This is a genomic window from Novosphingobium sp. (assembly GCF_025351285.1).
Lineage (GTDB): Bacteria > Pseudomonadota > Alphaproteobacteria > Sphingomonadales > Sphingomonadaceae > Novosphingobium.
On record NZ_JANXWG010000131.1, the window covers coordinates 43,341 to 55,290 of the forward strand.

Below are 11,950 nucleotides of genomic sequence, written 5' to 3' on the forward strand. Positions count from 1 at the left end.
GACGGTCAGGCGGTCGCGAGCGAAGCGGGCGTCTTGTGGAGCACGCCGCCTTTCATGATCATCGCCAGACGGCTGCGATCGGCCATGATGGAAACGTCGGCGGTCGGGTCGCCATCGAGCAGCAGCAGGTCCGCCAGCCAGCCCTCACGCACCTGGCCGAGCGGCAGGTCCATCAGTTCGCCGCCCAGCTTCGTGGCCGAAACCAGCGCCTCGGCCGGGGTGAAGCTGTAATGCGTGACGAAGTGCTGGAGATCGCGCGCGTTGGTGCCGTTGGGGTTGAACGGAAAGCCGTAATCGCCGCCCGGCAGCACGCGCACGCCGCGCCGCTTCAATTCGGGGACCAGCTTTGCTTCGAGCGCGAGCCGTTCGGCCGCGCTGGCCTTCATGTGCGTCATGTCGATATGCGGCGGCGGATTTGCCTCCAGCGCCGCGACGCTGACGCCGGGCCCCGGCGCGTAGAAAATGGCGTCCTTGTGCGCAACCATCGCATCGATGCTCGCCTGATCGGCGAAGCTGCAATGGTACAGCATCCGCACCCCGTGATCGAGCGCCAGCGCGATCGCACGCGGGTGGTAGACGTGCGCGGACAGCCACTGGCCGTTCGCCGTGGCGGCTTCCTGCGCGGCGGCGAGTTCTTCGTCCGAATAGTTCACATCGTGCGAGGAGCCGGGCTTGAGCGCGTCTTCGCCCGAGATCACCAGCTTGACGATCTTCACGCCGGTGTCGCGGCAGTGATCGACGAAGCCGCGCATTGCCGTGGCCCCGCGTCCGTTGAAGATGTTGCCGGTGTCGTCGCCTTCGGGCGAGCGTTCGAGCGTGGACGGCCACATCCGCGGACCGGGGGTTTCGCCCGCATCGATCGCAGCGGCGAGTTCTGTCTCGATCCCGTCACCCAAGGCGCCGGCCGAATAAAGGCTGGTGAATCCGGATTCGAGCAGCACCCGCGCGTTGCGCCAGGCGGCCACCTTCAGTTCTTCGGGCGGGAGCATGAAGGCGTGGTAGACCTGTTCGATCGACGAGCCCCAGGTCAGGTGGCCGTGCGCTTCGACCATGCCGGGCATCAGCGTCATGCCCTGCCCGTCGATCACCGTGGTCGCGGTTTCACCCGCCAGCGCGTCGGCACCCCAGGCCAAGCTGCTGATGCGATCGCCGGTGATCGCCACGGCACCGGGTTGCGAGGGCGCACCGGCTCCGTCGAAAATCTGTACGTTGCGGATGACGATGTCGGCCAAGGCCCTCTCCCATTGTCCGGCCCGCCATTTCGCGTGCCTTGACGGTCACGCACTGTACTACGCTACCCATCGTGTAAAATAGTAGATTTTACATTGGGTATAGTTTGAAGTTATGGTCCGGCCTGCAAGATACGCAAGAACGCCTCGCCAACCGCTGACAGCCGGGCGTCGCGCAATTTGCGTATTCCGACCCGGCGCTGGAAAGCGGCCTCCTTCACGGTAATGGCGCGCAGCACCCCGATGGAAATCTCGGCCGACGCCACCGTCGTCGGCAGGATCGTTACCCGATCGCTGTCGCGCACCAGCGCCTTGGTGGTCAGCAGCGAATCGCAGCGGATCGCGCCGCGCGGGATCGGAACCTCCGAGGATATGAACAACGCATCGACCTGGTGCCGAAAAGCCCCCTGCGCCTCGGGCAGGATCCAGCCGAGGTGACGGGTATCGTGAAGCGAAATCGTATCGGGCAGCGCATCGTTTGCCCGTCCGACAATCAACGCATAAGAATCACGTGCGATCGTGATTTCTTCCACCCCGTCGGCGGGCGGATCGATCTCGGTCGTCACGCAAGCCATCTCAATCTCGCCGCGGCGGAGCAGTTCGACCAGTTCGCGATCGGGCCGTTCGAGAATATCCACCGCGATGCGCCGCCCCTGCGCTTCCATCGTGCGCAGCGCCGCGGGAACCAGACTGACCAGCGCGCCGGGCGTACCACCCAGCCGCAAGGGGCCGACCATGCCCTCGCCGGCCAGATCGATTTCGCGCTCGGCGTCGCGCAACAGCGTTTCCAGCGCGGCACACCGGGCCAGCAGCAGCGAACCCGCCGGCGTCGGCTCAACACCCGTGCGCGTTCTTTCCAGCAATGGCGTGCCCAGGGCGTGTTCCAGCTTCGCGATTGTCAACGAAACCGAGGGCTGCGAAAGATTGATACGGCGCGCGCCGCCACTGATCGAGCCTGCCTGGCAAACGGCATGAAACGTCTTCAACGCACGCGGATCGATCAACGTCCCCTCCCCGACTGGCTGCGGCGCCAGGCTGAACACCCAGGCGCGCGCACGCGGATCACGACCCGCCTGCGCGCGTTAGCACCTGCACGGCGTTTTAAGTCAAAAAGGATGACCGTTCGGCGCCGCTGCCCTTGCTGCACACAGCCCGAACGACCTGCCGGCGTGTTTGCAAGGCGCTCCCGACGCGTTCGCGCCATAGTTCACCCTTACTTGCCACGCATGAGTCCTTTCCGCTTGCGTCCCAACCGCATGAAACCTAAGGGCCACGGCCAGTCGGGGAGTAGCGCAGCCTGGTAGCGCATCTGGTTTGGGACCAGAGGGTCGTAGGTTCGAATCCTATCTCCCCGACCATTATACAGTTTATTTATAAGTTACTGTTTATGCTGATAAAAATTTATCATTTTTGACCTGTGCAGGAACTGTGCAGAAGTTTTTTAGGCTCCGGCGAACTTTTTGAACGCTGGAGGACGCTCGTTTTATCGCGGGACATTGAAATCAAGGCTCGATATCAGCCCATGCTGGAAAACCCTGCGTTTAAAATATTCGCCGCTTTCGCTCGAACGGCCAGCGAAGGAACAACAATACGGTTCCGGCAACCTCCGGTGCCAGTCCGCCATTCGCGAACGTCAGCAGCTAGTGGTTAAAATCTAACACTTGGGGCCCGTCGAGCGCCCGTCGGTTCCCGCCAACATTTCGATCATTCGAGTGGCGCGCTACCGACCTCAATAGCTGCCGTCCGCTTAGGCGTTGACGAACGACTGAACTGTTGGGGAAACCGGCACGGCCGCTTTAAAGCGCCGACGTCGTGAATTCGCTCGTTCGTTCATCAATAAGCCGGACTGCTTACGCTAACCGTTCCGCAAGCCATTAGATTGTCTGAGGATCTCGAGTGCAGCCCTCGATTCAGTCGGCGCGCTACCGGTCGAAATTGGTGGCTTCAACGGAGCCAGTTCTTGATTGGCACTCGCTGTAGTGGTCGTTAGGTCGGTATCGACAGCGGCTGCCGATCTGGACGATGGCAGTGAGCCGTGGTTCGCAATGAGCCTATCGATAACCCTTTGCTATGGGGTGGTCCCCTATGCCATACGCCTTGTGATGTCGCACACAATCGATGACAAGCTCAATTTGCTCGCGCGGGTTCGTCGGATACGCGGGCAAGTCGAGGGAATCGAGCGCGCGCTCGAAAGCGAAGCGGGGTGCTCAAAGGTGATGCACCTGATCGCTGGCGTTCGTGGTGCGGTTACCGGACTGATGGCGGAGGTCGTCGAAGATCATGTCCGCACGCATCTTGTCGATGGAGAAAAATTCCCGGGCGCGCTCGATGCCGCCGCGACCGAGCAACTGCTTGCGGTCGTTCGCACTTATTTGAAGTGAGTTTTATGATGTCAGCTACCATTACTGCGCCACACCACGATCATGTTTTCCTCGGCGAAGGCCACGACAAAAGCGCGCGCAAAACGTGGCTTGTCATCTGGATTTGCGGGGCGATGATGGTCCTCGAAATCTTCGGTGGACTGTTTTTCGGGTCGATCGCGCTGGTCGCCGACGGATTGCACATGAGCACCCACGCGGGCGCTCTACTGCTAGCAGCGCTCGCTTACACCTATGCCCGCAAGCACGCATCTGACGATGCATTCACCTTCGGCAGCGGGAAGTTCGGCGACCTGGCGGGATTCACCAGTGCGATCATCCTCGCGATGATCGCAGTGTTGATCGGCTATGAATCGGTGAGCCGAATATTTCAGCCGGTCCCGATCCACTTCAGCGAAGCGATCCCGATTGCGCTCCTCGGGCTTGGCGTTAATGTTGTCAGTGCATTGCTGCTCAGCAGCGGCGGCGATCATCATCATGGACATTCGCACGGGGGCAGCCACGCCGACGAGGGCGAAGATCATGCCGAGGTGCGACACATTGCCACTGGGCTTGGAACGCTGAACCTTGAAGTCTTCGAAGACGGCGTGCCTCCGCGCTTCCGAGTTAGCAGCGCGAATGGTATGCCGTTGGCAGGCCAAACCGTCTCCGTCGTGACCGAACGACCTGATGGAGCGAGCCAGTCGTTCGTGCTGCTCGATCGCGGCGCATATCTGGAGTCGGCCGAGGAAATCCCGGAACCGCATCAGTTCACAGCACACCTCCATGTCGGCGACGAGACACATTCGGTCGCGTTCGAAGAACATGAACACGCGCACGGCTCGGCACAGCGCGACAACAACATGCGCGCGGCCGTCGTCCACGTCTTTGCCGACGCTGCCGTTTCGGTCCTCGTGATCGTCGGCCTGTTGCTTGCGCGCGCGTTCGGCTGGCTGTGGATGGACCCTTTGGCGGGTATCGTCGGCGCGTGCGTTATTGCTAGCTGGTCCTACGGCCTCGTCCGCGACACTGGCGCTATCCTCCTTGACATGAATCCCGATCGCCGGATGGCAGGCAACATTAGGCAAATGATCGAAACGGGTGGCGACCGGGTTGCCGATCTGCACTTGTGGCGGCTCGGGCCAGGACATCTTGGTGCAATCCTGTCGATCATGACTGACAAGGCGCGCAACGCAGACTTCTACCGAACACAGCTAGCTCGGTTCAGATCGCTGTCTCATATTACGATCGAAGTGTCTTCGGCGGCCTGACCGGCAGCAGCGCGATGAACAATCGCTGCAAGCGCGGCTAAGCGCCGGTTCAATCAGTGGAACGCAGATTGGCTTCTCGGATGAGGAGGACAATATGCGAAACGTAACAATGACAGTGCTGGCTGCGGTGGCGATGCTCGGCTTTGCAGCCCCAGCGCTGGCGCACGAAAACGACCGCAACAGCCGCCACGACTGGCAGCATGACCGGCTCGACCAACGGCATGACGATGTGCACGATCGGCTCGACGACGAACATGCCGACGCGCACGACTATGGCCTAAGCCCGTGGGAGCATCGTCAGCTCCACCGCCAATTGGCCTATGATCACGACCGCGCCGATGCGCGGATCGCACGCGATCACCGCCGCGAGCATCGCCGCGACGATTGGCAGCGGCGCGACGACGGCTACGGCTGGCGTTATTGATCGGCGAGTGCCGCCAATCAGCAGTAGCCTCTGAAACGGCCTGCCCATCGCGCAGCAGCGCGACGGGCAGTCGCTTCAACTCACTTACTGAGCGGGCTTGCCGTGGCTGCGGAGCCAGCCCTGAAGCTCGGCGATGTCCTTTTCCTGCATGTCGATGGTCATCTGCGCCATCCGCTTGGTGTCGGCATCGGATGCCTGAGCAAGCGCGACGCGCGACATCGCGATGGCACCTCGATGATGCTCGATCATCTTGCGCGTCCATTTCTCCGAAACGTCGCCGGCTTTCGCGGCCATCATCCGCATATGCATGTCCATTTCGGACTTGGCATAGGGGTTCGACGGGTCGTTCATCATCATGCCGTGGTCCATCCCAGCCATACCGGGCTTCATCGGCTTGTGCTGATGTGCGAGTGCGGGGCTGGTGAGGGCCAGGGTTGCCAGTGTGGCCATTGTTGCATTCAGCTTCATCGGTAATCCTTCGTAGCGTTAGCCCCCGCCTGTCGGAACCCGTCGAAGTGCGACATGGAGCCCGCGCGGCAACGAGGTAATGTCAAAACCAGAACCTGATGCCCGCGACGAGGCCGGCGCTCGTCGGGTTCTCGCCGTCGGCGCGCGCGTAGCGGCCGGTCTGTCCGACCTTCCGCTCCCACGACACGCCGACATAGGGCGCAAATTGGCGCTTGATTTCGTAGCGCAGGCGCAGCCCGACTTCGGCGGTCGAAAGACCTGCGCCGATCCGGCTCGTCGGCACATCCTGGGCGGCAAGGTTCAGCTCGACACGCGGCTGCAAGATCAGCCGCTGGGTAAGGCGCTGGTCGTAATAGCCTTCGAGCCGGCCGAGCACATCGCCCTTGTCGGACAGGAACAAAGCGCCCTCGACTTCGAACCAATAAGGCGCAAGGCCCTCGAATCCGACGGTCGCATAGGTGCGCCGCGCACCGCGTCCGAGATCCTGCCGCACGCCGACCTGCGCGTTGAAATAGGGATCGATCGCACGGCTGTAGAGCGCCTGCACTTCGGCTTCCTCGGTGCCCTCACCGAACCTGCCTTCGCCTTCGGTCTTGATGGTTAGTCGATTGATGTCGCCGCCATACCAGCCCTCGCCGTCCCATCGGAACCCGTCGCGTCCGCGACGCGGCTGGTATTCGGCAAGGTTGAACATGACGAAGCCAAAGGTCTGCGCGCCGCTCTCGTTCATCATCTGCCGGTGTGACCGATCGATGTCGGCGGCGGGAAATATCCGTGTCGCATAATGATCGGTGGGCGGTGCTGGCGCGGGGGCGTTGCCTGCGGGAAGATCGGTTCCGCTCTTTGACACATCGCTCATCGTGCCGTGATCCATCACCATGCCGGCCATCGGCGGCGGCGTGGTGTTTGGTTTGTCACCTGACATGTCCATGCCCGGCATCGTGGAATTATCCATCCTGGACATCTCGCTGGCAGGCGGTGGGTTTGGTGCCAATGGCTTCCCCGGTGCGCGCGTTACCCGCTTTATCGGTTTTGCCTTCGGCCCTGGTGCCACTGGCTTGCGAGGTTTGGCGGCGGGTTTCGCGGCGCGCATCTTCATGCCCGGCATCGAACCATGATCCATTCCGGCCATGCCTTGCGCGAACGCGGGTGCGCTTACCCAGAACGACGCGGCGACGAAAATGCCGACGACACGCTTCATGCTGCCGCTCCGCGCGGGCGCACGCTGACCACGCGCATCATGCCCGCGTGCATGTGATAAAGCAGATGGCAATGGAACGCCCAATCACCGAGCGCGTCGGCGGTTAGGTCGAATGTCGCCTTGCCGCCCGGCTGCACGATTACGGTATGCTTGCGCGGCGCATGGTCGCCGTGTCCCGTCACCAGCTCGAAGAAATGGCCGTGCAAGTGGATCGGGTGGCTCATCATCGAATCGTTGATCAAATTCACGCGCACGCGCTCGCCCTCGATGAAGGGGATCGGCGCGTGGTGGTCGGACATCTTCACGCCGTCGAATGACCACATGAAGCGCTCCATGTTGCCGGTCAGGTGGATGTCGAGCGAACGGTCTGGTGCGCGGACGTCGGGATTGCGGTCGATCGATACGAGGTCGCGATAGGTCAGCACTTTGTGGCCGACGTCTTCTAGCCCCTGACCGGGTTCGCCGGTGCGGTCCATCGGCATCGGCGAAATCGTCTGGACACCAGGATTGCGCTCGACCTGCGGTGCGACCGAGAAATCACGCATCTTCATTGACGACATATCCATTCCGGCCATGCCGTCGTGATCCATGCCAGCCATTCCGTCAGTGGCAGGCGCGGCCCCTGACATGTCCATCTCGGGCATCGCCGCGTCCGGCGCGGGAGCAGGCGCAGACATGTCCATCGTCGCGGCACCATGCCCCATCGCAGCGTGATCCATCCCGGCCATCGAGCCGCCCGACATGTCCATGCCGCTCATGTCGCTCATGCCCATGTCGGTCATGGTCGCAAGCGGGCGCTTGCGAAGCGGCGGCACTTCGGCGGCCATTCCCGCACGCGGCGCGAGTGTCGCACGCGCCATGCCCGAACGGTCGGTGGCCTCGCCGACGAAGGTATAGGCACGGTCATCGGTCGGCGTGACGATGACGTCGTAAGTTTCGGCGACACCAATCTGAAATTCGTCGATCTCGACAGGCCGGACGTTTAGGCCATCGGCCTGCACGACGGTCATGCGAAGGCCGGGAACACGGACATTGAAGAACGTCATCGCCGACGCATTGATGATGCGGAGGCGAACGCGCTCGCCGGGCTTAAAAAGCGCGGTCCAGTTGTCGCGCGGGCCATGGCCGTTGACGAGGAAGCGGTAGGTCGATCCGTTCGCGTCGGCGATGTCGGTCGGGTCCATCCGCATCTTGCCCCAGTCGATGCGGTCCTTGAGCGGCTGGTCGCGTCCGGCAAGCAGCCCGCCAAGCGTCTGGCGCTGCATGTTGAAGTGGCCCGGATCGACCTTCATGTTGCGGAAGATTGCTTCGGGCGAAAGCGGACTGTGATCGGACAGGACAATAACATGCTCGCGGTCGGACGCGATCGGGTCAGTGCCCTCGGGGTCGATCACGATCGGCCCGTAAAGCCCCTCCTGCTCCTGCAATCCCGAATGGCTGTGATACCAGTAGGTGCCGGCCTGATTGACCGGGAACTCGTACAGGAACGTCGAGCGCGGCTTGATGCCGGGAAAGCTCACACCCGGCACACCGTCATATTGGAACGGAACCAGCAGCCCGTGCCAGTGCACCGACGAATCTTCATCGAGATCGTTCGTGACCGACAGCTTGACCTTCTGGCCCTGCAGCAGCCGGATCAGCGGCCCAGGAACCGTGCCGTTCAGCCCGATGGCGCGGAACGGCTTGCCGTCGATCCGCATCGTCTGTCGCGCGATCCGCAGGCTCACGTCGGGCCCGGTTACGGTCGGCAGTGGCGCGACGATTCCAGTCGATACCGGCTGCGCCCAGGCCGGAAACCACGTTGCCAGTGCAGCGGTGCCGCCAACGAGCGCGCCGCCGCGCAAGAGTGATCGTCGGTCGAGGAGATTAAGTTCGTTGCTGGCCATGCCCGTTATACGCGGCGCGGCGCGTCTTCCCTCATCGCTTCGGTCAATTTCTGACGCGCGCGGTAAAGTCGCGTCTCGACTGTCTTTTCGCTCACGCCGAGCGTGGCCGCGACTTCCGCTTGCGACATGCCTTCGATCGTTCGGAGCAACAGAGCTTCCTTGAGCCGTGCGGGCAATTGTGCAATCGCCGCTGCAACGCGGTTAAGTGCCTGTCGGTCCTCGGCGGCTCGGTCGGCCCCCACAGCTTCGTCAGGCACGGTTTGCGCGGCATGGTCGGGCATTCCAAGGTTGAACATGCGCCGCACCGCCCGTCGTCGTCCCCAGTCGCGCGCCTTGTTCAGCGCGATGCGCGCAATCCAGGCCCGGAACGGTCGCGCCGGATCGTAACGGTCGAGCGCGCCAAACGCGGAAACGAAGGTCTCCTGCGTCACGTCGAGTGCTTCGTCGGCTTCCCCCATCGCACTGCGAACAAGTCGATAGACGGCCTCACGGTGGCGTTCGGTCAATTTGCGATAGGCAGCCTGCGTGCCGCTACGCGCCAGCGCCGCCAGTGCGCCATCGGACGCATCGTCGAGCGCAAGCGTCACCGTGCGTCGGCTGTCAGCGCCTTGACCACGGCCTGATCGAACACCGCCGTCTGGTCGGCTTTCAACAGCGACCGCATCGCGAAGACATGTTCGAGCGTCGCCTTCTGCAACTGCCCCATCGTCATATGGCAGGCGTCGACCGCAGCCGCGACACGCGGGCCATTCCCATGCTCGGCCTGGATCGCCTCGGCGAGCCTTGCGTTGTCGGCGCGCAATTCCAGTTCGAGCGCCTTGCGGCGCACGGCAAAGTCCGCTTCGAGCGCGTCGAGCTTGGCGTGCTGGTTGGCATCGAGCGTCAGCTTGTCATGCAATAGCGCATGAAGTTCGGCCCCCGTATGCGAGGGTTCGGGAAGAACCGCCCGCCCAACGAAGACCCCGGCAATGGCGGCCAGAAACGCAATGATTGCGATTGCGGCAGTGCGTCGGGTATTGGTCACGGCGCACGCCCGAGCAGCGTTGAAGGCATAAGCGGCGAAGCAACAGCGAAAGGCGTTAGCGAGGACCGCGCGGCTGCGGGCGCGGTTGGAAGTCCCGCACCTGCGACCCCGCAAAGCAACGCAAAGACACTGGCAAATGCAATCGGACGGCGAAGGTCGCTCGCACGCGACACCGCAACATCCGCGAGCATCTCGCCGTCGAGGACTGCCAACTGCGGTGGCACAGGCATTTGGCCCAGTTGCCGCATCAAATCGTCAAGTTCGCTCATAAGACCCTCCGCCCAATCCATACCATACGGCGCTCCTACGGTTTTCCCTCATCGGGTAAATTTGAGGGGTCGTGACGGCGGATGCGTATTGATAGCGAACCAAGCAAGGAGTTCACCATGACCATTCGCTTTCGTGAAGCCCTGATCGCCGTCGCCCTGATCGCAAGCGGCAGCGCCGCTCAGGCCCACACAAAGCTCGTCGCATCGACCCCGGCTGCCAATGCGAACGTGGCGAAGCCGACTACTATCTCAATGTCGTTCAACGAAAAGGTCGTACCGACGTTCTCGGGCGCCGATGTCGTTATGACTGCGATGCCGGGCATGGCCAACCACAAGCCGATGAAACTGTCGGGCCTCAAGCCAAGCTGGAGTGCTGATGGCAAGACGCTCACGCTGACCGCCGGTCGCGCGTTTTCTGTCGGCACCTATCAGGTGGCATGGCACGCGGCGGGTGCGGACACGCACCGGATGCAGGGCAGTTTCAGCTTCTCGGTCAAATAGCGGGTGAATGATCCGCTCTACATTGGCATCAGGTTCGCGCTCTACGCGGACCTGATGCTGCTGTTCGGACTGCCGCTGTTTGCGCTCTACACGCCGGAGGGGCGCGATAGCGTCGCGGTCCAGCGTCCAATCCTGATCGGATTGGCAATAGTCGGCATGGCACTATCGGCTGCCGCCATTGCCGCGATGACCGCATCGATGGCGGGGGTTCCTATCCTCGATGTCGATCGTGCATCGATCTCGGCAATGATTTCCGCAACGCCGATGGGCATGGCCTGGGCCGTTCGGATGGGTGCACTGGCGTTGCTGGCGATCGGTCTTGTTGCCCTGCGTCGTCCCGCTGTCATTGCGTCGTTTGGTGCCATTGCACTGGGTTCATTGGCTTGGACGGGACATGGAGCGGCCGGCGAGGGTAATGCGGGAACCGTCCAGTTAATCGGCGATCTCTTGCATCTGCTTTCGGCGGGCGCTTGGCTCGGCGCGCTCGTCGGGCTAAGCGCATTGTTGTGGGCAAACAGCGGTCAAGCAGAGACACACCGCGCTCTCGACAGATTCGCGTCTGCCGGAAGTGTCATCGTGGCGGCGGTCGTTGGCAGCGGGCTGGTTAACGGGTTTTACATCGTCGGATGGTCGAAGCTCGGCAGCCTGCTGTCCACATTCTACGGGCAACTGCTGTTGCTCAAACTTGCCCTGTTCGCTGCGATGCTTGGCCTTGCCGCAACCAACCGGTTCCGGCTGACGCCCGCGCTTGGCAAAATCGGCCGAGATAACGCCGATGGCGCGCGTCGTGCGTTGCGTAAAAGCCTGATGCTCGAAACAGGCGCTGCCATCGCAATCCTTGGCTTGGTCGCGTGGCTCGGCACTCTTGCGCCGCCGATGTCGCGCTAGGCGACGCAAAGGAGTTGCAATGACCATCGCCGCGCACGAGCACGATCACGAAAAAGTGCATCCTGAGACAGCGGGTCCATCGCCGGAGCGTGATCCTGTCTGCGGTATGACCGTCGATCCCGCAAAGACGGCGCATCACGCGACGCACGATGGACACGAGTATCATTTCTGCTCGGCTGGGTGCCGGACGAAGTTCGTCGCCGATCCGGCGCGTTATCTGACCGACATGCCGCGTGCGGTCGCGCCCGCTGCGGAGGGTGCGATCTGGACCTGTCCGATGCACCCACAAATCCGGCAGGAAGGTCCGGCAACCTGTCCGATTTGCGGCATGGCACTCGAACCCGAAGCGCCATCGCTCGATGATGCGCCCAATCCGGAGCTCGTAGATTTCACGCGCCGTTTCCGGGTGTCGGCTATCCTTGCCGTGCCGCT

15 protein-coding genes and 1 tRNA gene are annotated in these 11,950 nt (G+C 62.5%); 8 read left to right on the plus strand and 8 right to left on the minus strand.

Translation table 11 applies throughout. The features are described from left to right. Positions 1–5 precede the first annotated feature (5 nt). Positions 6–1,232, minus strand: coding sequence for an amidohydrolase family protein (locus Q0R16_RS15885; RefSeq protein WP_295638266.1), 1,227 nt, complete (start codon positions 1,230–1,232; stop codon positions 6–8). A gap of 110 nt (positions 1,233–1,342) precedes the next feature. Beyond that, positions 1,343–2,233 carry a LysR family transcriptional regulator gene (locus Q0R16_RS15890; protein ID WP_295638269.1) on the minus strand — a complete coding sequence of 297 codons (891 nt, stop codon included), beginning with the start codon at positions 2,231–2,233 and terminating at the stop codon, positions 1,343–1,345. 277 nt (positions 2,234–2,510) lie between these two features. Here Q0R16_RS15890 and Q0R16_RS15895 point away from each other — a divergent pair. The 4 genes from Q0R16_RS15895 (at position 2,511) to Q0R16_RS15910 (ending at position 5,281) form a co-directional block, all read left to right on the plus strand. Next, positions 2,511–2,587, plus strand: a tRNA-Pro gene (locus tag Q0R16_RS15895). A gap of 744 nt (positions 2,588–3,331) precedes the next feature. Beyond that, the gene (locus Q0R16_RS15900; RefSeq protein ID WP_295638272.1) at positions 3,332–3,610 is read left to right on the plus strand and encodes a metal/formaldehyde-sensitive transcriptional repressor; all 279 of its coding nucleotides are present in this window, start codon (positions 3,332–3,334) and stop codon (positions 3,608–3,610) included. A 5-nt stretch (positions 3,611–3,615) separates the two neighbouring features. Next, positions 3,616–4,857 (plus strand): CDF family Co(II)/Ni(II) efflux transporter DmeF, encoded by a 1,242-nt coding sequence (gene dmeF / locus Q0R16_RS15905; protein ID WP_295638275.1) that lies wholly within the window; start codon positions 3,616–3,618, stop codon positions 4,855–4,857. A 94-nt stretch (positions 4,858–4,951) separates the two neighbouring features. Further along, a complete protein-coding gene (locus Q0R16_RS15910) occupies positions 4,952–5,281 on the plus strand; it encodes a hypothetical protein (RefSeq protein WP_295638278.1) in 330 nt (109 codons plus the stop codon). 84 nt (positions 5,282–5,365) lie between these two features. Here the strand turns inward: Q0R16_RS15910 and Q0R16_RS15915 are convergent, their stop codons facing one another. Both Q0R16_RS15915 and Q0R16_RS15920 read right to left on the minus strand, forming a co-directional pair. Beyond that, entirely contained in the window at positions 5,366–5,749 is a 384-nt protein-coding gene (locus Q0R16_RS15915; RefSeq protein WP_295638281.1) for a DUF305 domain-containing protein, read from the minus strand. Between the two features lie 82 nt (positions 5,750–5,831). Further along, positions 5,832–6,743: a copper resistance protein B gene (locus tag Q0R16_RS15920; protein ID WP_295638310.1), complete on the minus strand. Its 912-nt coding sequence runs from the start codon at positions 6,741–6,743 to the stop codon at positions 5,832–5,834. Here Q0R16_RS15920 and Q0R16_RS15925 point away from each other — a divergent pair. Next, positions 6,628–6,867, plus strand: a complete 240-nt coding sequence (locus Q0R16_RS15925) for a hypothetical protein (protein ID WP_295638316.1) — start codon at positions 6,628–6,630, stop codon at positions 6,865–6,867. The genes Q0R16_RS15920 and Q0R16_RS15925 overlap by 116 nt on opposite strands. Positions 6,868–6,946: 79 nt before the next feature. Here the strand turns inward: Q0R16_RS15925 and Q0R16_RS15930 are convergent, their stop codons facing one another. Genes Q0R16_RS15930 through Q0R16_RS15945 form a run of 4 tightly spaced genes read right to left on the minus strand, consistent with a single transcriptional unit; the run spans position 6,947 to position 10,129 of the window. Beyond that, positions 6,947–8,836, minus strand: a complete 1,890-nt coding sequence (locus tag Q0R16_RS15930; protein WP_295638284.1) for a copper resistance system multicopper oxidase — start codon at positions 8,834–8,836, stop codon at positions 6,947–6,949. Between the two features lie 5 nt (positions 8,837–8,841). Next, positions 8,842–9,423 (minus strand): sigma-70 family RNA polymerase sigma factor, encoded by a 582-nt coding sequence (locus Q0R16_RS15935; protein ID WP_295638288.1) that lies wholly within the window; start codon positions 9,421–9,423, stop codon positions 8,842–8,844. Continuing rightward, positions 9,420–9,860, minus strand: coding sequence for a periplasmic heavy metal sensor (locus tag Q0R16_RS15940; protein WP_295638291.1), 441 nt, complete (start codon positions 9,858–9,860; stop codon positions 9,420–9,422). The genes Q0R16_RS15935 and Q0R16_RS15940 overlap by 4 nt, the downstream gene beginning before the upstream one ends. Next, positions 9,857–10,129 (minus strand): hypothetical protein, encoded by a 273-nt coding sequence (locus Q0R16_RS15945; protein WP_295638294.1) that lies wholly within the window; start codon positions 10,127–10,129, stop codon positions 9,857–9,859. Before Q0R16_RS15945 ends, Q0R16_RS15940 begins: the two co-directional genes overlap by 4 nt. Positions 10,130–10,246: 117 nt before the next feature. On the opposite strand from Q0R16_RS15945, the gene copC reads away from it, so the two are divergent. From copC to Q0R16_RS15960, 3 genes are all read left to right on the plus strand, one after another. Further along, positions 10,247–10,630 (plus strand): copper homeostasis periplasmic binding protein CopC, encoded by a 384-nt coding sequence (gene copC / locus Q0R16_RS15950; RefSeq protein WP_295638297.1) that lies wholly within the window; start codon positions 10,247–10,249, stop codon positions 10,628–10,630. A 3-nt stretch (positions 10,631–10,633) separates the two neighbouring features. Beyond that, entirely contained in the window at positions 10,634–11,518 is an 885-nt protein-coding gene (gene copD, locus Q0R16_RS15955) for a copper homeostasis membrane protein CopD (RefSeq protein ID WP_295638300.1), read from the plus strand. A 106-nt stretch (positions 11,519–11,624) separates the two neighbouring features. Then, positions 11,625–11,950: heavy metal-binding domain-containing protein (locus Q0R16_RS15960; RefSeq protein ID WP_295638313.1), on the plus strand; the 326-nt coding region annotated here is incomplete at its 3' end.